The sequence below is a fragment of the Acidiphilium sp. PM genome, from assembly GCF_000219295.1.
GTDB classification, from domain to species: Bacteria; Pseudomonadota; Alphaproteobacteria; order Acetobacterales; family Acetobacteraceae; genus Acidiphilium; species Acidiphilium multivorum.
In genome coordinates this window covers 1-23,667 of record NZ_AFPR01000462.1, presented here as the reverse complement: position 1 = coordinate 23,667, position 23,667 = coordinate 1, and the positions used below count along the sequence as shown (strand labels likewise).

The 23,667-nt window shown below is 66.5% G+C and carries 19 protein-coding genes; 9 read left to right on the top strand and 10 right to left on the bottom strand.

Annotated features, from left to right (window positions below; all coding sequences use genetic code 11):
• The 5 genes from APM_RS14070 to APM_RS14050 all read left to right on the top strand — a co-directional run.
• Positions 1 to 300: bifunctional precorrin-2 dehydrogenase/sirohydrochlorin ferrochelatase (locus APM_RS14070; protein ID WP_007424033.1), on the top strand; the 300-nt coding region annotated here is incomplete at its 5' end.
• Complete coding sequence (gene cobA, locus APM_RS14065) at positions 297 to 1,088, top strand: uroporphyrinogen-III C-methyltransferase (RefSeq protein WP_007424032.1); 792 nt, start codon at positions 297 to 299, stop codon at positions 1,086 to 1,088. The genes APM_RS14070 and cobA, both read left to right, overlap by 4 nt.
• A gap of 4 nt (positions 1,089 to 1,092) precedes the next feature.
• Positions 1,093 to 2,841: a sulfite reductase flavoprotein subunit alpha gene (locus tag APM_RS14060; protein WP_007424031.1), complete on the top strand. Its 1,749-nt coding sequence runs from the start codon at positions 1,093 to 1,095 to the stop codon at positions 2,839 to 2,841.
• Positions 2,841 to 3,524, top strand: coding sequence for a phosphoadenylyl-sulfate reductase (locus APM_RS14055; protein WP_007424030.1), 684 nt, complete (start codon positions 2,841 to 2,843; stop codon positions 3,522 to 3,524). Before APM_RS14060 ends, APM_RS14055 begins: the two co-directional genes overlap by 1 nt.
• Before the next feature lie 29 nt (positions 3,525 to 3,553).
• Positions 3,554 to 5,227 (top strand): NADPH-dependent assimilatory sulfite reductase hemoprotein subunit, encoded by a 1,674-nt coding sequence (locus tag APM_RS14050; RefSeq protein WP_007424029.1) that lies wholly within the window; start codon positions 3,554 to 3,556, stop codon positions 5,225 to 5,227.
• 82 nt (positions 5,228 to 5,309) lie between these two features.
• Here APM_RS14050 and APM_RS14045 read toward each other — a convergent pair whose 3' ends face one another.
• Complete coding sequence (locus APM_RS14045; RefSeq protein ID WP_241763165.1) at positions 5,310 to 6,401, bottom strand: cytochrome c; 1,092 nt, start codon at positions 6,399 to 6,401, stop codon at positions 5,310 to 5,312.
• Positions 6,402 to 6,550: 149 nt separating this feature from the next.
• Positions 6,551 to 8,209: a PQQ-binding-like beta-propeller repeat protein gene (locus tag APM_RS14040; RefSeq protein WP_007424027.1), complete on the bottom strand. Its 1,659-nt coding sequence runs from the start codon at positions 8,207 to 8,209 to the stop codon at positions 6,551 to 6,553.
• A gap of 216 nt (positions 8,210 to 8,425) precedes the next feature.
• Between APM_RS14040 and APM_RS14035 the strand changes: the two genes are divergently transcribed.
• Complete coding sequence (locus APM_RS14035; protein WP_007424026.1) at positions 8,426 to 9,832, top strand: FAD-binding oxidoreductase; 1,407 nt, start codon at positions 8,426 to 8,428, stop codon at positions 9,830 to 9,832.
• A 12-nt stretch (positions 9,833 to 9,844) separates the two neighbouring features.
• Here APM_RS14035 and APM_RS14030 read toward each other — a convergent pair whose 3' ends face one another.
• The 6 genes from APM_RS14030 to APM_RS14005 form a co-directional block, all read right to left on the bottom strand.
• Positions 9,845 to 11,950 (bottom strand): TonB-dependent receptor, encoded by a 2,106-nt coding sequence (locus tag APM_RS14030; RefSeq protein WP_007424025.1) that lies wholly within the window; start codon positions 11,948 to 11,950, stop codon positions 9,845 to 9,847.
• Entirely contained in the window at positions 11,950 to 13,059 is a 1,110-nt protein-coding gene (locus tag APM_RS14025; protein ID WP_007424024.1) for an S-(hydroxymethyl)glutathione dehydrogenase/class III alcohol dehydrogenase, read from the bottom strand. Before APM_RS14025 ends, APM_RS14030 begins: the two co-directional genes overlap by 1 nt.
• Before the next feature lie 22 nt (positions 13,060 to 13,081).
• Positions 13,082 to 13,654, bottom strand: coding sequence for an S-(hydroxymethyl)glutathione synthase (gfa, locus tag APM_RS14020; RefSeq protein WP_007424023.1), 573 nt, complete (start codon positions 13,652 to 13,654; stop codon positions 13,082 to 13,084).
• A 57-nt stretch (positions 13,655 to 13,711) separates the two neighbouring features.
• A complete protein-coding gene (locus tag APM_RS14015) occupies positions 13,712 to 14,461 on the bottom strand; it encodes a c-type cytochrome (protein WP_007424022.1) in 750 nt (249 codons plus the stop codon).
• 40 nt (positions 14,462 to 14,501) lie between these two features.
• The gene (locus APM_RS14010; protein ID WP_013641027.1) at positions 14,502 to 15,359 is read right to left on the bottom strand and encodes a quinoprotein dehydrogenase-associated putative ABC transporter substrate-binding protein; all 858 of its coding nucleotides are present in this window, start codon (positions 15,357 to 15,359) and stop codon (positions 14,502 to 14,504) included.
• Positions 15,360 to 15,507: 148 nt separating this feature from the next.
• Positions 15,508 to 17,355 carry a methanol/ethanol family PQQ-dependent dehydrogenase gene (locus tag APM_RS14005; RefSeq protein ID WP_007424019.1) on the bottom strand — a complete coding sequence of 616 codons (1,848 nt, stop codon included), beginning with the start codon at positions 17,353 to 17,355 and terminating at the stop codon, positions 15,508 to 15,510.
• A 297-nt stretch (positions 17,356 to 17,652) separates the two neighbouring features.
• Between APM_RS14005 and APM_RS14000 the strand changes: the two genes are divergently transcribed.
• Positions 17,653 to 19,659 (top strand): sigma-54-dependent Fis family transcriptional regulator, encoded by a 2,007-nt coding sequence (locus APM_RS14000; RefSeq protein WP_007424020.1) that lies wholly within the window; start codon positions 17,653 to 17,655, stop codon positions 19,657 to 19,659.
• Entirely contained in the window at positions 19,656 to 20,216 is a 561-nt protein-coding gene (locus APM_RS13995) for a nucleoside 2-deoxyribosyltransferase (RefSeq protein WP_012040314.1), read from the top strand. Before APM_RS14000 ends, APM_RS13995 begins: the two co-directional genes overlap by 4 nt.
• On the opposite strand, the gene APM_RS13990 is transcribed toward APM_RS13995, so the two are convergent.
• The gene (locus tag APM_RS13990) at positions 20,110 to 21,180 is read right to left on the bottom strand and encodes a hypothetical protein (RefSeq protein WP_007424018.1); all 1,071 of its coding nucleotides are present in this window, start codon (positions 21,178 to 21,180) and stop codon (positions 20,110 to 20,112) included. The genes APM_RS13995 and APM_RS13990 overlap by 107 nt on opposite strands.
• Entirely contained in the window at positions 21,180 to 22,637 is a 1,458-nt protein-coding gene (locus tag APM_RS13985) for an MBOAT family protein (protein ID WP_035185759.1), read from the bottom strand. The genes APM_RS13990 and APM_RS13985 overlap by 1 nt, the downstream gene beginning before the upstream one ends.
• Before the next feature lie 149 nt (positions 22,638 to 22,786).
• Here APM_RS13985 and APM_RS13980 point away from each other — a divergent pair.
• Positions 22,787 to 23,667, top strand: an 881-nt coding sequence (locus APM_RS13980) for an ATP phosphoribosyltransferase regulatory subunit (RefSeq protein WP_007424016.1), incomplete at its 3' end; no start/stop codon positions are given.

The window sequence follows — 23,667 nt, the reverse complement described above, 5'->3', positions numbered from 1 at the left end:
CGGGCGCGGGCGGCGCGCGTGCTCGTCAATGTCGAGGACGTGCTGCCCTTCTGCGATTTCCACTCGGTCGCCGAAATCCGCCGCGGCGACCTGCTGCTCACGATTTCCACCGCCGGCGCCGCCCCCGGGCTTGCCGGCGTGCTGCGGCGCGATCTCGAAACCCGGTTCGGCCCGGAATGGGCCGACCGCGTCGCACATGTCCGCGCGCTGCGCCGCGCCTGGCAGCAGGAGGGCGTGAAAATGCCCGAGGCCGCACGGCGGATCGCCACTCTCGTCGAGGAAGAAGGCTGGCTCGCATGATCCGACATCCCGCATTCGCCCCCGGCAGCGTCTGGCTGGCCGGCGCCGGCCCCGGCGACCCCGCGCTGCTGACGCTGGCGGCGCTGCACGCGATCGAGACCGCCGACGTGATCCTGCACGACGCGCTGGTGCCGGCGGAAATCCTCGCCCTCGCCCCGGCGGCGACGCGGCTGGTGCCGGCGGGCAAGCGGGCCGGCGGCATCCACACGCCGCAGCTCTCGATCAACGAGGACCTGATCGCCCTCGCCCGGCAGGACCTGCGGGTGCTGCGCCTGAAGGGGGGCGATCCGTTCGTGTTCGGCCGCGGCGGCGAGGAGTGCCTCGCCCTCGCCGCGGCGAGCATCCCCTTCCGCGTCATCCCCGGCATTTCCGCCGGCATCGGCGCCGCGAGTGCGGCGCATATGCCGATCACCCATCGCGGTGTCGCCCGCAGCGTGGTCTTCGCCACCGGCGAGGCGGGGCCGGCCGGCGGCGAGGTGGATTTCGCGGCACTCGGCCGCGCCGCCGATACGCTGGTGCTCTACATGGCGCGGCAGAATATCGGCCGGATCGCCGCCGCCCTGATCGCCGGCGGCCGCAGCCCGACCGACCCGCTCGCCTTCCTGCTCGACGCGACGACGCCGCGCGAGCGCGTCGTCCACACCACGATCGGCGCCGCCGCCGCCATCGCCGCCACCCTGCCGCCGGCCGCCACACTGGTGATCGTCGGTCCCGTCGCCGGAATCGGCGCGATGCTCGCGCCGCACCGCCCGGAAGCCGAACCCTCGATCCGCTCCGCACAAGGTTGACATCATGACCCGCATCGCCGCCCTGCCCCGTTCCGCCCCTTTCGCCCCCGAGGACATCGCCGTTCTCGACAAGGTGATCGGCCGCGCCTCCAGCACGCAGCGCGCCTGGCTCGCCGGCTTCCTCGCCGGGATCGACGCCGCGAAGGGCGACGCCGCCGCCCCCGCCGCACCGCCGGCGGCGAAGACCAAACTCACCATCCTGTTCGCCACCGAATCCGGCAATGCCGAGGCGCTGGCCAATGCCGCGAAGAAGGACGCGCAGAAGCGCGGCTTCGCCCCCCGGGTGCTGGACATGGCGGACATCGCCCCCGCCGCGCTGGCCGAGGCCGAGAACCTGCTGGTCATCGCCTCGACCTGGGGCGAGGGCGAGGCGCCGCAGCGCGCCGCCCCGTTCATGCGCGCCCTGCTGGCCGAGGACGCGCCGGCGCTGAAGGGCGTCACCTTCGCCGTGCTCGCCCTCGGCGATTCCTCCTACGCGCAGTTCTGCGAGACCGGCCGGCAGATCGACGCGCGGCTTGAGGCGCTCGGCGCCCGCCGCATCGCCCCCCGGCTCGATTGCGATCTCGACTACGAGGCCCCGGCCGCGACGTTCATCGACAGCCTGTTCACCGCGCTCGCCCCGCAGGCCGATGCCGGCTCGGTCATCCATGTCGATTTCCACCGCGCCGAAGGGGTGGAGATCAGCAAGGCCAACCCGTTCGAGGCGGAGGTTGCGGCGCTGCACCCGATCACCTCGTCGCGCTCGGAGAGCGAGACGCTGCATCTCGAACTCGACCTCACCGGCTCCGGCCTGAGCTACGAGCCGGGCGACACGCTGGGCATCGCGCCGACCAACGCGCCTTCGCTCGCCGATGCGATCCTCGGCGCGACCGGCCTTGCCGGCGACGCCGCGGCGCGCGAGGCGCTGATCCGCGAGCGCGACATCACCACCCTGACCCCGAAGCTGATTGCCGATTATGCCGCGCTGACCGGCGAGGCGAAGCTCGCCACCCTCGCCGCCGACGAGGCGGCGCGCACCGCCTTCATCGCCGGGCGCCAGCCGCTCGACCTGTTCGAGGCGTTTCCGCACCGTCTCGATGCCGGCCAGCTCGCCGGCCTGCTGCGCAAGCTGCCGCCGCGCTACTACTCCATCGCCTCCTCGCAGAAGCTCGTGGGCGATGCGGCGCATCTCGCCATCGCCAAGGTCGCCTATGAAAGTGCCGGCCGGACGCGGCTCGGCGTCGCCTCCGGCATGGTCGCCGAGCGGCTGCGCGAGGGCGACACGCTGCCCATCCACATCAAGGCGAACCCGCATTTCCACCTGCCCGAAGATTCTTCCGCGCCGATCGTGATGATCGGCGCCGGCACCGGCATCGCCCCCTACCGCGCCTTCCTGCAGGAGCGCGAGGCGACCGGCGCGTCCGGCCGGACCTGGCTGATCTTCGGCCATCGCCGCTTCACCCACGACTTCCTCTACCAGCTCGAAATCCAGGACTGGCTGAAGAGCGGCGTGCTGAACGAGATCGACCTCGCCTTCTCGCGCGACCAGCCCGAGAAGCGCTACGTGCAGCACGTGCTGTGGGAGCGGCGCGCGGCGCTGCAAGCCCAGCTCGCCGAGGGCGCGACGCTCTATCTCTGCGGCGACGCCAAGGCGATGGCCCGCGATGTCGACGCCACACTCGCGCGCATCCTCGGCGGCGATGACGCCGCGAAGGGCCAGGCAGCACTCGATGCGCTGATCGCCGCCGGCCGCTACAAGAAGGACGTCTACTGATGAGCGAACCCGTCTCCGACCGCGCGCGTGCGACGCTGGACATGCTGCGCGCCGCACTGCACGCCCATCACGGCAGGATCGCGCTGGTCTCCTCCTTCGGCACCGAATCGGCCGTGCTGCTCGACATGGCGGCAAGGATCGACCGCGCCCTGCCGGTGATCTTCCTTGAAACCGGCAAGCTGTTTCCCGACACGATCGCCTATCGCAACGCGCTGATCGCCCGGCTGCGGCTGCACGATGTCCGCACCATCCGGCCGGACCCCGCGCATCTCGCCGCGCTCGATCCGGATGGCGCGCTGTTCGGGCGCGACCCCGATCTCTGCTGCACCATCCGCAAGACCATGCCGCTGGATGCCGCCCTCGACGGGTTCGAGGCGTGGATTTCCGGCCGCAAGCGCACCCAGTCCGACCAGCGGGCGCGCATCCTGCCGATCGAGACCGGGCCGGACGGGCGGACCATCGTCAACCCGCTGCATGACTGGGAGCGCGCCGATATCGACGCCTATTTCGCCGCCCGGCGCCTGCCGCGCCACCCGCTGGAGGCGGAGGGCTTCCCCTCGATCGGCTGTGCCACCTGCACCCGCCGCGTGCGCCCCGGCGAGCCGCCGCGCGCCGGCCGCTGGAGCGGCACCAGCAAGACCGAATGCGGCATCTTCCTCGACCGCGCCGGCCAGGCCGCCTGACCCGACAACGCTAACCGAAAGATTCCACCATGGCGGATCGTGACGTCATTCAACTCTCCCGCAACGAGGACATCAAGGCGCGGAGCGACTTTCTCCGCGGCACGCTGATCGAGGAATTCGGCCAGCAGGCGCTCGGCGGTCTCACCGAGGATGGCGGCCAGCTCGTCAAGTTCCACGGCATGTATGTCCAGGACGACCGCGACCTGCGCCCCGAGCGGGCGAAGCGCAAGCTCGACCGCGCCTACATGTTCATGGCCCGGCTGCGGATTCCCGCCGGCGTGCTGACGCCGCGCCAGTATCTCGCACTCGACCGCATCGCCGACGAGCGGGCCAACGGCACCATCCGCGTGACCACGCGGCAGACGGTGCAGTTCCACGGCATCATCAAGTCGAACGTGCGCGCCGCGCTGCGGGCGATCGACGCCGCCCTGCTCGACACGATCGCGGCCTGCGGCGATGTGAACCGCAACGTGATCTCCACCGCCAACCCCTATCTCTCCCGCGCCCATGCCGAGGCGGCGGAAGCGGCGCGGGTGCTCTCGGCGCATTTCCTGCCGCGCACCGGCGCCTGGCGCGAGGTGTTCATCGGCGACGAGCGGGTGCTCGGCGGCGAGCCCGAGGCCGAGCCGATCTACGGCGCGACCTACCTGCCGCGCAAGTTCAAGATCGCCATCGCCGTGCCACCCTCGAACGATGTCGACGTCTTCGCCCACGATCTCTCCTACATCGCCATCGTCGAGAACGGGGTGATCGCCGGGTATAACGTCGTGGTCGGCGGCGGCATGGGGGCGACGCATGGCGAGCCGGAGACCTATCCGCGGGTGGGCGACGTGATCGGCTATTGCCCAGCGCATCTGCTGGTCGAGTCCGCCGAGGCGGTGCTGACCACCCAGCGCGATTTCGGCGACCGCGCCAACCGCAAGCACGCCCGGCTGAAATACACGATCGACACGCGCGGGCTCGACTGGTTCCGCGCCGAGGTCAACCGCCGGATGAGCGCCCCGCTGGAACCCGCCCGCCCCTTCGCCTTCGCCGGCAATCACGACCAGCTCGGCTGGACCACCGACGCCGAGGGCCACCACCACCTCACCCTGCACATCGTCAACGGCCGCATCGCCGACCGCGACGATGCGCGGCTGAAATCCGCCCTCGCCGCCATCGCCGCCCTGCCCGGCTTCATCGATACCGGCGCGATCGTGATGACCACCAACCAGAACATCATCATCGCTCGCGCGAACGATGCCGAGCGCGCCGCGATCGACGCGATCCTGGCGGAACATGCGGTCGGTCAGGACGTGTCGCGCCTCGCCGAAGGGGCGATGGCCTGCGTCGCCCTGCCCACCTGCGGCCTCGCTCTGGCCGAGAGCGAGCGCTACCTGCCGACGCTGGTCGCGAAGATCGACGGGATTCTCGCGGATCACGGCCTTGCGGAGCAAAAGATCACCATCCGCATGACCGGCTGCCCCAATGGCTGCGCCCGGCCCTACATCGCGGAGATTGGCCTGGTCGGCCGCAACCCCGGCAAATACAACCTGATGCTCGGCGGCGCTGCCGACGGCTCGCGGCTCAACACGGTCTACCGCGAGAATGTCGGCGAGGCGGAAATCCTCGCCTCCCTCGCGCCGGTCATTGCCGCCTATGCGAAGGACCGCCAGCCGGGCGAAGGGTTCGGCGACTACACGCGGCGCGCCGGCATCGTCTGACAGCGCCGCACGATAAAGAAGGCCCGGCCGGATAGTGGTGTCCGGCCGGGCCGACCCGAGAGCGGCACGAACTGTGTCGCGATTATTTTACCGGACAAACGCCATTCTTGTCGGGCGTGCCGGCCGGATGCGCCGGAATAGAAAGCTTCACTGTCCCGAAATGGCTGCCCGGATTGGTTGGGAAAGCCGTCTTTCCAGCCGGGAAGCAGTTTGATGCCAACAGATAGGCCATCACGTCGGCATATTCGCTGGGTTTGAGTGAGCCCGGATCGTTGAACGGCATGTTCTGGGTCACGATCGTATTGAGGATCGAGACCGAGTAGCCGTTAGTGTGCGCAGTCGTGAGGAATTCCTTGCCGGCGATGGCCGGTGCGGCAACGCCCTGCAGATTGGCGCCGTGGCAGCTCGCGCAATGCGTCGAATACACCGTCTTGCCTGCCGTAGCTTGCGCCATCGTGTACGAGACGGCGCCGTCGCCGCCCGTGTCCGCAACCCTGATGAGCCGGGCCGCCGGCGCTTTGGTCACCTGGACCGAGGCATGCTGCACCGACGCATGGGTAGCGGCATGATGTTTCACATCGGCGGCACAGAGATGATGCACCATCGCGGCGGCCGGAGTGTATAGCACGAGCATCGAACCTTCCTTCTTCACGATCGAACTGCCGGCGGTGGCGATCGGGCCACCGTCGAGCTTGACGGCATGCCATACCAGCCAGCCATGCCACAGCCCGTAGCCTGCCACATGCGGAGCGGCACAGCCATTCTCTGTCGGCGCACCAGCCGGCACACCGAGTTCGGTATTGGCGATGGCCCCGCGCATGCCGCCGAACACGTCGAACGTTCCAGAACGCCCCTCGGCGATTTCCATGGTCTGGAGCGCCTGAGAGACATCGTTCTGATACGCGCCAAGGCCATGCGCCTTGGCCGCGTCGCCGAGATTCGCCACCGCAGACTGGAGGTTCACAAGAACCCCGTGTAGCGCGGGCACGAACGGCGGCGTCGCCCGACGATCGAGCAGGTGATTGACCTCGCCGATCGCCCCGACGGGATCGCCGTGATCGCCGGCGGCGGGATCGAAGGCGCTATCCCCGCGGCCGACCAGAAGATTGATCGCCCGGTGCGCCGCCTGGACATAGCGGGCGGGACCGTTGGTGGCGTCGTTCTCGGCATCCATGATTGCCGCGACCGCGGCTCGGATATTCGACAGCGCCGCCTCGGCCCGTGCATGGTCCGAGGCGGGTGTCGCAGCGAGGCCGGAAGGCACCGCGAGGGCGGCAAGAACCGCCCCCGCAGCCAGAAAACGCAGAAGACCGCCTTTCGCCATCACTTCGACAGCGCGAACATGGTCAGCATGGTTCCCTTGTTGGTCTTCGGCATGTTGGGCAGTTCCTGGTTGCCCGCCTGACCGGATGCAACCGCGACGTATTCGGTCTTGCCCTGGGTGAAGGCGACCGGCGGCGCGATGATCGGGGAGCCGGTATCGTAGCTCCACAGCTTCTTGCCGGACGTCGCGTCATAGGCATCGAAATCACCGTTCTCGAGGCCGGTGAAGACGAGGCCGGTCGAGGTCGAGAGAGCGCCGCCCGCCATCGGCAGTTTCGAGGGTTTACGCCACGCGAAGACGCCGGTATTCACGTCGATCGCGTTGAACTGCCCGGTGTTCGGCCCGACGAATTTCGGGAACGCGCCACCGAGATAGAACTGCCCGGCGATGTAGACCACGTTCTTCGTCGCCCGCCAGAAGCCGCACTCGTTCGAGCTTGGCAGGTAGATCATGTTGGTCTTCGGGTCGTAGCTGCCGCCGTTGTATTCGACGCCGCCATTGGTGTTCGGGCAGGCCACGTTGCCCTTCAGGCTTGGCTCCGTGTTCTGGTTGTACTGCATGCTGACGGCGAGGTGGTTCACCAGCTTGCCGGTCTGCGAGTTCAGCAGCCAGAAATTGCCGGCCTTGTCGCCGTCGGCCACGAGCGGCATCTCCTTGCCGTCCACCTTCCCGGTGAACAGGATCGGCGGCATCACCGGATCCCAGTCATGCGTGTCATGCGGGATGAACTGGTGGGCCCAGACCATCTTCGGCTTCGCGCCGGAGATGTTGATGGCGAGCAGGCTGTCGGAATAGAGGTTGGAACCCTTGCGCGCCGGGCCGTTGAAGTCCGGCTGCGGGTTGCCGGCATTGGCATAGAGGATGCCGGTCTTCGGGTCGAGCGCCATCATCGTCCACACGGCGCCGCCGCCGCGCTTCCAGGAGTCGCCGCTCCAGGTCTTGTTACCCTTCTGGCCCGGGCCCGGAATGGTTTCATACTTCCATTCGACCGCGCCATTGGCAGGGTTTATCGCCTGGATCGTGCCGATTCCACCCCAGTCGCCGTTCGAGATGCCGAGCAGCAGCACCGTCTTGCCGGTCTTCGGGTTGGTGTAGGGCAGCGGCTGCATCGTGTAGAACGAGTTCGCGGTGTCGGACACTTCCACCTTGTCGAACACCTTCTTGCCGGTGGTCGCGTTCAGCGCGATCAGGTGGCCGTCGAGCGTCGCAAGATAAACCTTGCCATCAAGCAGCGTGACACCACGATTGGCAGCGAAGGAAATGACGTGGGGATTGTCGGAGAACTGCCATTTCAGCTTTCCGGTCTTCACATCGATCGCGTAAACATGGTCGTGGGCGGAGGTGATATAGGCGGTGCCGTCCCAGACCACCGGCGCGGCCTCGATCGGCCCATTGTCCGAGATATGGAACGTCCAGACCGGCTTCAGCTGCGCAACGTTGGCCGGCGTGATCTGGCCGATATCGACATAACGGTTGTTGTCGTAATTCTTGGCACCGAGAATCCAGGTCGAGTTGCTGCTCGCCGTGCTGGTGTAATCCTTCGGCGTCGGCGTCGTGTTCGAGACGGCACCGGCATGGGCGATTCCCGCGATGCCAACGGCCATGGCCGCGGCCGCAACGCCGCCGGCGAGGCGGGCAAGGCCAGAGCGTGACTTCATTTGGTCGGTTCTCATGAACGTCTCCCCAGTTCGAAGTGAAGCTGCCTCAAGGGTACGAGGACACCATCGCACGCCCGTGGCTGCCTGATAACGCTATCATAGTCGCCAGAAGGATCAAGCTTTCGTGTATGGCCCCAGGCGCGATGTTCCCAAACGGAGCAACATGACCAGCATGGACTGCCTTGGCTCGGCTGGCACAGGCGATATAGTCGGCTCATGATCAATCTGCTCGACCACCTCGCCGCCGCGCTTGGCCCCGGAGGGGTCATCATCGCCCCTGAAGACATCGCCCCCTTCGGCACGGACTGGCGCGGCCTCGTCAGCAACATGCCCCGCGCGGTTCTGCGGCCGCGCGACACGGCGGGTGTTGCGGCCGCGCTGCGACTTTGCGCGGCGGCCGGCGTTCCTGTCGTGCCCCAGGGCGGCAACACGTCGATGGTCGCAGGCGCCGTGCCGTCGCGGGACGGGGCGGAACTCGTGCTTTCGCTCTCGCGGATGAATGCCGTGCGCGCCATCGATGCCGCGGGGCTCACCATGGAAGTGGAGGCCGGGGTCACGCTCCGTGCGGCCCAGGACGCGGCGCGCGACGCAGGTGCCCTGCTGCCGCTTTCGATCGGCTCGGAAGGGTCCGCGCAGATCGGCGGTGTCATCTCGACCAACGCCGGCGGCAACAACACCCTGCGTTTCGGCAACGCCCGCGATCTCGTATTGGGGCTGGAGGTGGTACTGGCCGACGGCACGATCTGGAACGGACTGCGCCGGCTGCGGAAGGACAATACCGGCTATGCGCTGCGCCAGCTTTTCGCCGGCGCCGAAGGAACGCTCGGCATCGTCACCGCCGCCGTGCTGCGCCTCGCGCGGGCACCGCGCCAACGGCAGACCTGTTTCTGCGCGATCCCCAGCGTCGAGGCTGCGCTCGACCTGTTTGCCCGGTTCCGCGACGAAGACGAAGCCGCGCTCTACGCATTCGAATACATCTCCGGCGCCGCCATGGCCGTGAACCAGTCATACATGCCGGACTTCCGGCTCCCGCTCGAAACGGCTTCACCGCACTATGTGCTGCTCGAACTGGCGACGACCCGCAGACGCGATCCGCTGCGGGAGACGATGGAAGCCGTGCTGGCAGACGCGCTTGAAGCCGGTGTGATCACCGATGCAGCGATCGCCGAATCCGAGGCACAGCGGGCGGCGTTCTGGGCTATCCGCGAGCATCTTTCGGAGTCGCAGCGTCGGGCCGGCGCCTCGGTGAAGAACGATGTTTCAGTCCCGGTCGCGGCAGTACCGAGCCTGCTTGCACGCGCCGCAGCGATGCTCGGCGCCCGCCATCCCGGCGCCCGCATGGTTGCATTCGGACATATCGGCGATGGCAACATCCACCTGAACGCCCTGCAGCCCGAGGATGGCGACGCTGCAGCCTTCGCCGCGCGCGGCGAGGACCTGATGGAGGATGTGAACGCCATCGTCATGGAACTCGGCGGCAGCTTTTCCGCCGAGCATGGCATCGGACAAATCAAGACCCACGCCTTCGGGCAACTGCGGTCAGCGGCCGAGCGGGAGATCATGCGCAGGATCCGTGCGGCGCTCGATCCGGCCGCGATGCTCAACCCCGGGAAACTGTTCTGACCGCGAGAGCGGTCAGAACCGGTAACGTGCCCGCATCCCGATCACGAAGTTGCGCCCTGGCGCCGGCTCGTAATAGGCGGCATTGCTCGCGGCGATCACGACCGCACCCACATAGGTGCGGTTGAAGAGATTGTTGATGCGAGCGAATTCATTGAACCGGATCGGCCCAAGGTTCTGCCGGAAACCCCCGGCGATGCCAGCGGTGAAGTAGCCCGCCGCGTAGGCCGAGTTCTGCGAGTCGACATACATCCGGCTCTGCCACTGACCATTCGCCTGGGCATAGAATCCGGTCGACGGATCATGCCAGTCCAGTTCGCCGTAGATCCGCTGGTCCGGCACGCCGGGCAATGACCTGCCGGCGAACTGGTTGGCAAGGAAGTGCGCCTTCAGCAGCGAATAGGAGCCGTAGAGCTCGACATGGTGAGGCAGATACGTATCGAGGCTGACGTCGACGCCGTTGCGCGCCGTCTGCCCCTGGTTCGAATAAGCGGTACGTCCGTCCTTCGAGGAAGACACCTCGATCTCGTTGTTGGTGTGAATGTGGAACACCGCGAGCTGGAGATAGGTATCCGCACCGATCAGGCTCTTGATCCCCGCCTCGAAGTTCTGGCTGGTCGTGGGGCGCAGGGCGGAATTGAACCCCGCGAGACCGTTGGGCAGGTAAGCGAGCTGGTCGAGCGTCGGCGTTTCGAAACCCTCGCCATAGTCGGCGTAGAGATTGGTGGTCGGCGTCAGGTGATAGGTGGCGCCGGCAACGAAGCTCGTGTTTCCATAGCTGACCGATCCCGAGTCGTTGGTCAGCGTGCTGGTCACGTAATTGTCGGTCACGCTGTAATAATCGTTGCTGTGCCGAAGACCGACGACCAAAGTCGTGCGCTTGGCAACGTGGGCGTTCACCTGCGCGTATTCGGCGACATTGCGGGCGACATCCTGCTCGTTGCGACGCAATGCGCCGATTGAGCCGAACTCGTTGACATAGCCCTTGCGGTGCTGCTGTTCGTAGCCGAAATCCACACCGGTGATGAGTGTGACCGGAACGCCGGCAACCTCGTCCCTGTGGGTCCAGGACGCGTCGATGCCACCGGATTTTCGGGCAAGATCCACCACGCCGCCGCCGGAAGCCGCGTAGCTGCCGGTAAAGGGCAGGAATTGCAGCACTGAGTGGGTCGCCTCGTAAACCACCACGCGGACGCTGTTCTGTGCGTTGAAGCGGTGTTTGAAGACGAGGCCGAACTGCAGGTGGCGCAGCACCTTGCGGGTCCCGAACGCATCGGCACCGGTGCCGGCCTGGCGCGGATTGGCATGATACTGCGCAGCAGTCAGGCCGCCCGGGTCTTCCGAATACGGTTCGTTCAGGCCGTCGATCAGCAGCGTGTAGCTGGTATTCGGGCTGACCTGCACACGGAATTTGCCATAAAACTGCTGGCGCCGCGCGGCACTATGCTGGCGGTATCCGCCAGTATAGAAATCCGACGCGTTCATCATGTAGTTGAACGAACCGTCAGATCCCCAGCGTGCGGTGCCGCCATAGGTCGCGCCGACGCGCCATCCGCCATAGGACGTCGCAATCACGCTGCCACCGACCGTGGGGCGGGTCGGGCCGTTCTTGCTGAAGACCTGGATCACTCCACCCGAGGCATTGCCGTACAGGACGGAGAACGGGCCGGTCAGAACCTCGATCCGGCTGATGTCGCCAAGGTCGATCACCTCGGAGTCGGTCGTTCCGTCCGGACCGGTCAGTGGCATTCCATCGACGAGGATGCGGATATTCCGCACGCCAAACGGTGTCTGCGCGCCGAAGCCGCGCGAGGTGATGCGCAATCCCTGCGCATAGTCCTGCCGGTTCTGCACGTCGATGCCGGGCACGCGATTCAGCGTCTCGCTGAGATTCTCTTCCGCGTTGGCGAAACTGACCTGCCTACCGGAGATACTGTATATCGAAACCGGAACGTTGAAACTCGCCTCCCGGGTACGGGTCGCGCTGACCACGATCTTGTGGATCGCGATCTCGCCCGGCGAGGGAACGATCAGGGGTTTCGCGTTCTGTCCGAACGCCGGAGTGGCGAACGCCGTGCCCCCGAGAAGGGACACGGCGAGCAGGCTGAGCCGTCTCGACATCAGTAGACGACGACGCTGCGGATACTCTCGCCCTTGCGCATCAGTTCGAAGCCTTCGTTGATCTGCTCGAAGGGCAGCACATGGGTGATCAGGTCGTCGATGTTGATCTTGCCGTTCATGTACCAGTCGACGATCTTCGGCACGTCGGTGCGGCCGCGCGCGCCGCCGAAGGCGGTGCCGCGCCAGTTGCGACCGGTCACCAGCTGGAACGGCCGGGTCGAGATCTCCTGCCCCGCGCCGGCCACCCCGATGATGATCGAGGTGCCCCACCCGCGATGGCAGCATTCCAGCGCCTGGCGCATCACCTTCACATTGCCGATGCACTCGAAGGAGTAATCGGCGCCGCCATCGGTCAGGTTGACGAGATAGGGCACGAGATCCTCGCCGATCTCGGCCGGGTTGACGAAATGCGTCATGCCGAATTTCTCGGCCATCGGCTTGCGGCCGTTGTTGAGATCGACGCCGACGATCATGTTCGCACCGGCGAGGCGCGCCCCCTGGATCACGTTCAGGCCGATCCCGCCGAGACCGAAGACGACCACGTTATCGCCCGGCTGCACCTTGGCGGTGTTGATCACCGCGCCGATGCCGGTGGTCACCCCGCAGCCGATATAGCAGATCTTGTCGAAGGGCGCGTCCTCGCGCACCTTCGCCACCGCGATTTCCGGCAGCACGGTGTAGTTGGCGAAGGTCGAGCAGCCCATGTAGTGCATCACCGGCTCGCCGTCGCAGGAGAAGCGCGAGGTGCCGTCCGGCATCACGCCCTTGCCCTGGGTCGCACGGATCGCGGTGCAGAGATTGGTCTTGCGCGAGAGGCAGGATTTGCACTGCCGGCATTCCGGCGTGTAGAGCGGAATCACGTGATCGCCCTTCTTCACGCTGGTCACGCCGGGACCGACATCGACCACGATACCAGCACCCTCGTGCCCGAGGATGGCCGGAAAGAGGCCTTCGGGGTCCGCGCCCGACAGCGTGTATTCATCCGTGTGGCAGATGCCGGTGGCCTTGACTTCCACCAGCACCTCGCCCGCCTTCGGCCCATCCAGCCTGACCGTGCCGAGCTCCAGTTTTTCGCCGGCCTTCCACGCAATCGCGGCGCGAACATCCATCGTTGTTATCCTCCTTGACGCGTCAGGCCGCGAGCTTGCCGTTGGCTTTCGCGACATGGGTCGCGATGGCATCCATCAGCGGCGGCGAAAGGCAGTCATACGGCTCAAGGCCGAGTTCTTTCAAGCGGGCGCGGATGGCGCCCATCTCGGAGGGCGGCGTGCCCTGCTCGATCACCGAGGAGACGAAGGCGGCGAATTCGGGCGCCGACCAGCCCTGATCCGACGACAGCTCGGTATGCACGAAGTCGAGCCCGTAGAAAGGATGGTCCTTGTTCTCGATGCGGCCGAACATGTGCACGCCGCATTCGCGGCAGGCATGGCGCTGGATGACCGCGTTGTGATCGACGATGTGCAGCTTGTTGCCATTCTCGACGACGCGAACCTTGTCCCGCGGCACCACCGCGACGATCGAGAACTTCGCACCCGCCGGCTTCCAGCATTTGGAGCAGCCGCAGGCGTGGTTATGGGCGGTCTGCGAGTCGACGCGCACCACCACCTGATGGCTCGGGCAGTGGCAGCGCAGCGTGCCGCCGGCGAAGGTTGACGAGCCCGGCTTGACGCCGTGGTCGATGGAAGGGTGCAGTGCAATGGCCATGTTTCGAACTCCCTTGTGACTATGTCTGGTGGCGGAACAGCGCGACGCCCTGCCCCGTCATTGTTTCGGCGTGCCGGTGCCGACGGCGCCGACAGCGCGGGCCTTGACGTATTGGTAGATCACGTGGATCTGGTGCGGGGTGAAGAAGCCGGCCCAGCTCGGCATGCCCTTCGCCTTGCGCCCCGTCATCGCGACATTGGTGAAGCCGGCCTCGGTCATGCCGTTGTTGAGCGAGGCGCGCAGGTTGGGCGCGTAGGAACCGCCCACGGCATCCTCGCCATGGCAGCGGAAGCAGTAGGAATTGAACAGCTCGTAGCCGCGGAAGACGTCCTTGGTGACCTTGTCGGTGCCGGGCTGAAAGATCGGGAAATCGACCTTCACCTTCTTGCCCTTCACCGTATAGGTGTAGGTCTTCCCGCTCGATGCCGGTGCGCTGGCGGCCTTGGCGCTCTTGAGGCTCAGGATCCAGGAGACGATTTCCTTGGTCTGCGCATCCGAAAGTTTCGGATGCGGCGGCATCGGGATCTTGCCCCAGGTGCCGACATGCCCCTTGCGGATCGCGTTTACCAGCGTGTCTTCAGCGCCGGACTGGCCGGCGAACTTCTTGGCAACGGCATCGAAGGCCGGACCGACGACCTTCTGGTTTATGGCGTGACAGGAGAAGCAGTCGCTGCCTTTGGCAATCTGCTCGCCCTTGGGCATCGAGCCGGAACCGCTGGCGGCGAGAGCCACGGCGCCGAGCAGCCCGGCCGCGAGAACGCCGGTCGCAGTGGCGCCAATGAAGGTAGTAATCGAACTCTTGGTCATGCCTCACTCTTTCTCGTGCTACGGTTCGTCACTGGGACTGTTAGTTGTTCGAGTAGTTGAAGTGCCTGGGGTTGGGCAGCAGGCGCACATTGAACTTGGCAAGGGTCGCGCCGATCTCGCTCTTGTGGGTCGCGATCACCTTGTCGAGCGCGGCACGCAGTGCCTTGTCACCTTTCCGCACGCCCATTGACATCGAATACGTGTAATTCACCTGCGGCAGACCGGGCGCATATTCCTCCGAAGGCACCCGGCGCATCTGCAGGCCGGGGAAATCCTTCATGAAGGCGCCGATCGCCGGTTCCCAGGTCACCATGACACCGACCTTGCCATCCTGAACCGCCTGCAGAAGCTGCCGCGGCGAGGCGTTCGGATTGCTCGCGACATGGAAGGCGACGGCATTCTCCATCAGCCCAAGCATCTTGATCGCCGTCTCGGGCGTCGTGCCGGCCTCGAAGCCGATCTTGATCGCGTGCATCGAAACCGATCGCATCGAGCGGATATGCAAATGCTTGCCCTTGCGGGTCACGAACACATACGAAGAGCGATAATACGGCTTGGTCGCCATTTCCTCGTTGTCGCCCGTCGGCAGGTTCATGACGACATCGCATTTGTGCGCATCGAGATTGAGAGCGAGGAAGTTCGAGAAGCCGCCATGCATCCGGTAACTGGCCCAGGTGTATTCGAGCTTCCGGCCCATCGCCTTGGCGACGAGTTCGGCGATCTTGTTCTCGAATCCCTGCCCCGCCCGGTTCGAGTAGGGCAGGTAGTTGGGATCGGCGCACACGCGCAGCACGTGGCTGTTGTTGGAGGGCTGAGCGGTTGTGCTGGCCGCTGCGACGCCATTTGGCGCGGCGGCGAAGAAGGCGGCACAGCCCGCGAACATGATCCAGCGGGTCATTGACGATTTCATGGGTTTCACTCCGTCAGCATGACCGACCGCGGGGGCCGGTACCTGTAGTCGCCGGGCGTCCACCGGAGGCGGACTGGAAGAAAAAAGCTCCAGCCCGGGCAGGGGAGCAACCCGGGCTGGATGGTCACGACGCGACTCAGTTCGCGCTGGCCACTTTCGAGGGCAGCGAGAACACCATCAGCGTGCCGCCAAGGTTCGTATAGTCGGTCAGGGTCGCGTTCAGACCCACGGCACCAAGGCCGGCCGACGATTTGTGCAGGTTGTCCGCCATGCCGATCGCGGCCCAGCCACCCACACCGCTCAGCACCGCGACATACTGCTTGCCGTCATGCATGTAGGTGATCGGGTTGCCGATGATGCCGGACGGCGTCTTGAACTGGTAGAGGATCTTGCCGGTCTTGATGTCGACCGCGCGGAACATCCCCTTCAACGTGCCGTAGAACGCGACATTGCCCGCCGTGGTCAGCGCACCGCCCCAATCCTGGAACATGTCGTGAATCTGCCACTCGGTCTTGCCGGTCATCGGGTTGTAGGCAATGAACCGGCCGCGATAGCCACCCGGTCCCGGGATCATGTTCACGATGGCGCCGACGAACGGGAAGCCCGCCTTGTACTTCACGTTGAACGCCTGGTAGCTCATGCACAGGTGGTTCAGCGGAGCGTAGAACAGGCCCGTCTTCGGATCGTAGGAGACGGGCTGTTCGTCCTTGTCACCCTGCGACGACGGGCAGATGTCCTTCACGTCCTTGCCCGCTTCGGTCATCTTCGCCGGGTCGACGATCGGCTCGTTGGTCTTCGGGTTGATGCCGGTCGCCCAGTTCACCGACGGATCGTATTTGTGGATCGCGATCGGGCTGCCGTTCTCACGGTTCATGACATAGCTGAAGCCGTTGCGGTCGAAATGCACCAGCGCCGGGACTTCCTTGCCGTGATACTTGACGTTGACGAGAACCATCTCGTTCACGCCGTCATAGTCCCAGCCGTCATGCGGGGTCATCTGGTAGACCCACTTGACCTTGCCGGTCTCGGGGTTGCGGGCCCAGATGGTCATCGACCAGCGGTTCTTGCCCGGGCGCTGGCTCGGGTTCCAGGTGCCGGGGTTGCCCGACCCGTAATAGATCAGGTTGAGCTTCGGATCGTAGGAATACCAGCCCCAGGTCGTGCCGCCGCCGACCTTCCACTCGTCACCCTTCCAGGTCTTGATGCTCGAATGCGGGCCGACGGGCTTGCCGGTCGCGCCGTTGATCGTCGTCGCCGGATCGATCAGCGTGTCCTTGGAAGGTCCCTCGCTGTAGCCGCGCCAGACCATCTTGCCGGTGTGGATGTTGTAGGCGGTGATGTAGCCGCGGACACCGTATTCACCGCCGGCGATACCGACGATCACGTTGTTGCCGACAACCATCGGCGCGCCGGTCATGGTCTGGCCGTCCTTCGGATGGCCATTGTCGGCAGACCAGACGACCTTGCCGGTCTTCGCGTTGAGCGCATAGAGCCGGGCGTCCAGCGCATCGACGAAGATCATGCCATCGCCATAGGCCGGGCCGCGATTCACGACGTCGCAGCAGGCAACCGGCGGCGCGTTGGAATCACGTGGCGGCGTATATTTCCACGCGATCTGGTCCGGATGGTTCAGGTTCACTGCATATACGTAGTTCGGATACGACGTCTCGTAATACATCATGTCGCCGATGACGATCGGCTGGCCCTCGAGACCGCGATCCGTGCCGGTCGACATCGTCCAGGCGACCTGCAGGTTTTTGACGTTCTTCGAGTTGATCTGGTCAAGCGTGCTGTAGCGCCAGTTGTTGTAGGTGCCGGTCGGCATCACCCAGTCATTGGGGTTCTTCTGCATCTGCAGCAGCGACTCGTTGGCGCTACCCGACGTGGCCGCCTGCGCGGACAGCACAAGCGCCCCTGCCCCGAGAATGCCGAAACTGGCCGCCAGCAGCGACCGCTTCAGCGATTTTGTCCCAAGTCTTGTCATTACGCTCCCTCCAAATGCGCGCCGGGGCCCCGCGGGCATCGGCGACGGACGTTTGACGCGTACCGGATTGCCCGGCTGGGACCATCACCAGCAATTCCCGTGCCAGCCCAAGCTAGGAGCCAAAGCCAGCGATTATCCTTGAGTCGCGGAACAGACTTGTCACGACACAAGCAAATCGGGGTGACAATCTGTAATTTGTGTGGAACACTCTGCCCCGCCAGACTGTTGCAATTCAATCCGGCGTTCAGACCGGCAATGGCACAGGCCGTAAAATTCGGTCAGGGGAGTGGCCGCAAGATGACCGACGCAAGTCATGACATGATGTACGCGGCGGCGACGTCCGCCGCAAAATCAAGCCGTGCGGCAAGCGGTTCCGCCGGACGCGAGGACTACATCGAAGCCGCCTGGCGGCGATGCCGAGACGATTACAGGCTGAATCCCGAAGCCCCGCCGGCAGCCGTTCATGTGGGCGGCGCGGCGCTGCGGCAGATCCGCGAGGAACATGCGTTGTTCGAGCGCCTCGGCCGGGTCGAGATGCACAGGCTGCTTGGCCAGATCAGCCAGCAGGTCGCCCAGTCCGCCACGGCATCGCGCTACGTTCTGATGCTGACCGATGCCGACGGCACCGTGCTCGACGTGTTCACCGATGCCGCGAATGCCGAGCGGGCGCGTGCCGCAAACATGATGCCTGGCTACATGTGGGACGAGCAGCACGCCGGCGTGAACGGTCCGGGGACGTCGCTGCACGACCGGCGTTCACGCGTTGTGCATCGCGAGGAACATTACTTCACCCGCAACAGCCGGATGACCTGTTCGGCAGCGCCGATCTGGGGCGCGAACGGCAGGCTGCTGGGCGCGATCGACGCGACATGCCTTGATTGTGATGACAGCCGCGCCGCCCAGGTGCCGACGATCGCACTCGTCAGCATGTCGGCGCGCATCATCGAGCAACTGCATTTCACCAACAGTTTCCGTGACTGCATGATCATGCGCTTCCATGAGCGCCCCGAACTCGTCGGCCTGCCGTATGATTCCCTCCTGGCGGTTGATTCGGACGGACTGATCCGCGCGGTTGACAATTCCGTGCCCTCGATGCTGGGCGCCGCCGGATACAATACGCTGGTCGGTCGCAGCGTGGCCGAAGTCTTCGACATTTCGCTGGACCGTCTGCTGGAGCATGCCGAAACCCAGCCCTTCGCCATCTGGCCGATCGCGCACGGAAACGACAGGCACGGCTATGCCAGCGTCTGGCCGGCGAAACAGACCCGCGCCCGCGCCCGCGCCGTCGTCAGCGCGCGCAATGCGCTGGTGGAGCGCGCACCGCTGCGGCCGCCGGCCGAGATGCGGCAACGCAAGCCTGAGCCGCGGGAACTCGTGGCGCTGGCCGGCGCCGACCGGGCCATGGCGCACAACGTGTGGCGCGCCGAGCGCGTCATGAACCGGGACATCAACATCCTGCTCCTCGGCGAGACCGGCACCGGGAAGGATACCTTCGCCCGCGCGATTCACCGCGCGAGCAATCGCCATGCCGCGCCGTTCGTCGCAATGAGTTGCGCGGCAATTCCCGAGCAGCTCATCGAAAGCGAACTGTTCGGCTACGAAACCGGCGCTTTCACCGGCGCGCGGCCGGGCGGCATGCGCGGCAAGGCGGTGGCCGCGCATGGCGGCACGCTGTTCCTCGACGAAATCGGCGACATGCCGCTCTCCATTCAGGCCCGCCTGCTGCGGCTGCTGGAAGAAAAGGAGATCGTGCCGCTCGGCAGTTCCACGCCGACTCCGGTGGACATCAAGGTCATCAGCGCCACCCATCGCGACCTTGAAGCGATGGTGGCGCGCGGCGAGTTCCGCATGGACCTCTATTACCGGCTCAACGGCCTGTCGCTGACGATGCCCGCCTTGCGGCAACGCTCTGACCGGCAGGACCTGATCGAGACACTCTGCGCCGAGGAAAGCGAGGGCGCATCGATCTCCATTACCCCCGCCGCGATGCAGGCGCTGATCGAGCACGACTGGCCCGGCAATATCCGCGAACTGCGCAACACGCTGCGTACCGCCCTGGCTTTCGCCGAAGCCGGGCGCATCGAGGTGCATCACCTCCCGCACATGATCGTCCGCACCATGCCCGCGCACGGCCCAGTCCCGCCGCAGCCCCTGGCAGAGGAAGATCCCGAGCGCGAACGGATCGTCGCGGCACTCGAACGGCATCACTGGCGTATCGCCGCCACGGCATCCAGCCTCGGCATCAGCCGCAACACGCTCTACCGGAAGCTGCACCGCTACGGCCTGATGAACGAACCGCATTGACTCGCCGGCCCGTCGCCTATCTCGCCGGGCCGGACCTGTTCCTGCCCGACGCGCACGCCCATGCCGCGCGAAAGGTCGCGATCGCCGCCGGCCACGGCATCGATGCGCTCGTCCCGCTGGATGCGCCGGCACCCGAACGCCAGCCGGGCGAGGCGCTGTGGCGGGCGATCTTCCGGCAGGATGTCGGGATGATGGAGGCCAGCGACATCATCATCGCCCATCTCACCCCCTTCCGTGGCGCCTCCGCCGATGCCGGGACGCTGGTCGAGCTGGGCTGGTTCCTCGGCCGCCGCCGGCCCTGTTTCGGCTACTCGAACGCGTCCACGCCCTTCGCCGCGCGCAGCCGCCGCCAAATCGCCGCGCTGCCCGATCCCGTTAGCGATATTGCGGTCGAGGATTTCGGCCTGGGCGACAACCTGATGGTAGTCGGCGCGCTGGAGGGCGGGCTCGTCACCCCGCCGGAGGGCCAGGACCTGCCCTTCGACTCGCTCGCGATGTTCGAACGCTGTGTTGCGCGGGCGGCAGCGTTTCTTGCGGGCAGGTCGCCGCCAGGCTGAGCATCGCCGGCGCCGGCGCGACCAGCCGGCGATGCAGCAGCCGGGCAAGGCCGCGCGCCACCAGCATGCTGTGAAAATACTGGCAGGGCTGTGCGAGGTGGTCCTCGCTGTTGTAGAAATCGGTGCGCGGATACCGGCTGTGATTGGCGAGTTCGAGAAACCGCCCGCCATGCTGCCGATAGACCCCGCCGATCGCGCTTATATCCGCCTGCGGCAGCCTGACATCGCGGAAATCGGTCGGCAGCCCGCCGATCACGATCACCCCCCGCGCCGCCGCGGCGGCGACGAACCGGCCGATCAGCACCGTGCCATACCCGTCCCGGATCGCCCGCGCCGACGGCTCGACCCGATGCAGCCCGGCGAGGAAGGCGCGGTCGGCGGTCGCAAGGCTGGTGCCGATCTCGTCGCCCTCCGCATCCTCCTCGCGGGCGAGGCGGGCGCGCAGATGGCCGAGCCCCGCCGCCCGCGCCGCCATCTCCGCCAGCGCCTCCAGCCCGTCCGGCATGGTGTTGTCGAAGGCGGCGCCAAGTATCCGCCCCGGCGGCATTTGCCACAGCAGCGCCCGGTCGTGGCGGAAGAGCATGGCGCCATCGACATCCATCCGGTTCGCCGCGCGGCTGATGTCGTATTGCTGCACCTCCATCGGCAGATAGACGATGTCGCCGCGATGCAGCAGCTTCAGCCAGCGGAGGAACAGATCATCGAGCCCGATGCCGACGGCGATGCCGCCACTCTCGCAAGGCAGCGCCAGCATCGCGCCGATCACCCGGCAGGAATGCGAATAGGGCCCGTTCGACCCGGCGAGGATCACCAGCTTCGGCGAAGGCAGCGCCGCGCCGCGGGCGAGCTTCTCGCGCATCTCCAGCCGCAGCAGGCCGAGCGAGAGCGGGCGGTCGAGCACGAAGGCAAAGGCGGCAAGATAGAGCGCGAGCGAGGCGATGGCGCAGAGAACAAGCCGGCGCATCAGAACTGGAAATAGATGAAAGGCCGCGCATAGGGCGCAAAGATCAGCGCCTGCGCGGTGAAGGCGAACCCGGCGATCAGCGCAAGGCCGCGCCCGCGCCCCCCGAGCGTGTGGATGTCGCGCGCCCCCAGCATGATCCCCCAAGCCAGCGCGATCAGCGCGCTCCCCTGCACCACGCTCATCGTCCGCGCCGCGCCGAGCCAGGGCAGCACCGCGACCGGCTTGGCAATCGCGCCGAGCGCGGGGATCGCGGCGATGATCTGGCGCGGCAGCAGCACGCCGCCAGCGCCGACAAGCCCGCGCAGCACGATCCGGCAGGCGGAGAGGCTTTCGGCGCGGAACGGCACCCAGGCCAGCAGCACGGCAAGCAGCGTCAGCCCCTGCGCCACCAACCGCGGCAGGCGCGTTCCAAACCGCCGCCACTGGTGATGGATCACGAGATACAGCCCGTGCAGCCCGCCCCACAGCATGAACGACCACGCCGCGCCATGCCACAGCCCGCCGAGCAGCATGGTGATCATCAGGTTGAGATTGCGGCGCGCCTCGCCGCGCCGGTTGCCGCCGAGCGGAATGTAGAGATAGTCGCGCAGGAAGAACGAGAGCGTGATGTTCCACCGCCGCCAGAAGTCCGAGATGTCGCCTGCCTGATAGGGGCTGCGGAAATTCAGCGGAAAGCCGATGCCGATCATCCGCGCCAGCCCGATCGCCATGTCCGAATAGCCCGAGAAGTCGAAATAGATCTGCGCGCCATAGGCGAGCAGCGCCACCCACGCCTCGATCAGCGACAGCGAATGCCCTGCGGCGGCGGCGGCGAAACCCGGATCGGCGAAACGGGCGAGACTGTCCGCCAGCACCAGCTTCTTGCCGAGGCCGAGGAGAAAGATCTCGATGCCGCAAGCGAGATCCTCCTGCCGCACCCTGCCGCGATGGCGGGCGAATTGCGGGATGATCTCCCCTGGCCGGACGATCGGCCCGGCGATCAGATGCGCGAAGAAGGCGACGAAACAGGCATAGTCGAGAAAGCCGCACTCCGGCACCTCGCCGCGCGCGGTATCGACCAGATACATCACCTGCTGGAAGGTGAAGAAGCTGATGCCGAGCGGCAGCAGGATGCAAAGCGCCGGCGCGGGCAGGCCGAGCAGCGCCGCCCCGCTCGCCGCCAGCAGCCCTGCATACTTGAACCAGCCCAGCAGCAGCAGGTTCGCCGCCAACCCGCCGACGAGCCAGCCTCGCTTCCGGCGCGAGCGCCGCATCGCACCCGCCAGCAGATAATTGCCGAGGATCGATCCGGCCAGCAGCGGCAGCAGCACCGGCTTCCACCACCCATAGAACACGAGGCTCGCCAGCAGCAGCACGCCGAGCGCCGCCCGCGCCCCGGCAATCCGCCCGGCCAGGGCGAAGCCGGCGAGAAAGACCGGCAGAAACCCGAAGACGAAAAGAGCCGAGTTGAAAAGCACGATCAAATACCCGCTTAGGTTGAAATCACCTTGCCACGCGGCGCGGGCGATTTCCACCCCGAATTGGCCCCGGCGGCACCGGATGCTATAGGCCGCGCGAGACCGGCCCCTTCGGGCCGTCCCCACGCCGCGCCGGAACCCGCATCGACATGACCGACGACCTGCCGCCCCACCCCGCTTTGCTGCCCGCGGGCTTCACCGACCTGCTGCCGCCGGACGCCGAGGCCGAGGCAAGGCTGACCGAAACGCTGACGGCGAGCTTCGGCGCGCATGGCTATCAGCGGGTCAAGCCGCCGCTGGTCGAGTTCGAGACCACGCTGCTCGCCGGCAGCGGCGCCGCCGTGGCCGAGCAGACCTTCCGGCTGATGGACCCCGAATCGCAGCGCATGATGGGCGTGCGCGCCGACACCACGCCGCAGATCGCCCGCATCGCCACGACAAGGCTCGCCGCCGCCGCCAGGCCGCTGCGCCTGGCCTATGCCGGGCAATGCCTGCTGGTGCGCGGCTCGCAGCTCGCCCCCGAGCGCCAGGTCGCACAGGCCGGCATCGAGCTGATCGGGCCGGACGTGCCGGAGGCCGACGCCGAGATCATCGTCACCGCCGCCGCCGCCCTCGCCGCCACCGGCATCGGCGAGGTCAGCGTCGATCTGACCATGCCGCCGCTGATCCCCGCCCTGCTGGGCGACACTTCGGCCCATGCCGCCCTCGTCCGCGCGCTCGACCGCAAGGACGCCGCCGAGATCGCCGCCCATGGCGGCGCGCTGGCCCCCACCCTGCTCGCCCTGCTGGAGGCCGCCGGCACCGCCGAGACCGCGATCGTCCGCCTCGCCGCGATCGACCTGCCCGCCCCGGTCCGCGCCCTGGCGGACCGGCTGAGCGCGACCGTCGCCGCCATCCGCGCCCTGATGCCCGCCCTGCGGCTGACCATCGACCCGGTCGAGTTCCGCGGCTATCGCTACCATACCGGCGTCGCGCTCACGATCTTCGCGCCCGGCCGCCAGGCCGAGTTCGGTCGCGGCGGGCGCTATCT

Coding starts and splice junctions, on each gene's coding strand:
- cobA (WP_007424032.1), top strand. CDS start 297: ATGATCCGACATCCCGCATTCGCCCCCGGCAGCGTCTGGCTGGCCGGC.
- APM_RS14060 (WP_007424031.1), top strand. CDS start 1,093: ATGACCCGCATCGCCGCCCTGCCCCGTTCCGCCCCTTTCGCCCCCGAG.
- APM_RS14055 (WP_007424030.1), top strand. CDS start 2,841: ATGAGCGAACCCGTCTCCGACCGCGCGCGTGCGACGCTGGACATGCTG.
- APM_RS14050 (WP_007424029.1), top strand. CDS start 3,554: ATGGCGGATCGTGACGTCATTCAACTCTCCCGCAACGAGGACATCAAG.
- APM_RS14045 (WP_241763165.1), bottom strand. CDS start 6,401: ATGGATGCCGAGAACGACGCCACCAACGGTCCCGCCCGCTATGTCCAG.
- APM_RS14040 (WP_007424027.1), bottom strand. CDS start 8,209: ATGAAGTCACGCTCTGGCCTTGCCCGCCTCGCCGGCGGCGTTGCGGCC.
- APM_RS14035 (WP_007424026.1), top strand. CDS start 8,426: ATGATCAATCTGCTCGACCACCTCGCCGCCGCGCTTGGCCCCGGAGGG.
- APM_RS14030 (WP_007424025.1), bottom strand. CDS start 11,950: ATGTCGAGACGGCTCAGCCTGCTCGCCGTGTCCCTTCTCGGGGGCACG.
- APM_RS14025 (WP_007424024.1), bottom strand. CDS start 13,059: ATGGATGTTCGCGCCGCGATTGCGTGGAAGGCCGGCGAAAAACTGGAG.
- gfa (WP_007424023.1), bottom strand. CDS start 13,654: ATGGCCATTGCACTGCACCCTTCCATCGACCACGGCGTCAAGCCGGGC.
- APM_RS14015 (WP_007424022.1), bottom strand. CDS start 14,461: ATGACCAAGAGTTCGATTACTACCTTCATTGGCGCCACTGCGACCGGC.
- APM_RS14010 (WP_013641027.1), bottom strand. CDS start 15,359: ATGACCCGCTGGATCATGTTCGCGGGCTGTGCCGCCTTCTTCGCCGCC.
- APM_RS14005 (WP_007424019.1), bottom strand. CDS start 17,355: ATGACAAGACTTGGGACAAAATCGCTGAAGCGGTCGCTGCTGGCGGCC.
- APM_RS14000 (WP_007424020.1), top strand. CDS start 17,653: ATGACCGACGCAAGTCATGACATGATGTACGCGGCGGCGACGTCCGCC.
- APM_RS13990 (WP_007424018.1), bottom strand. CDS start 21,180: ATGCGCCGGCTTGTTCTCTGCGCCATCGCCTCGCTCGCGCTCTATCTT.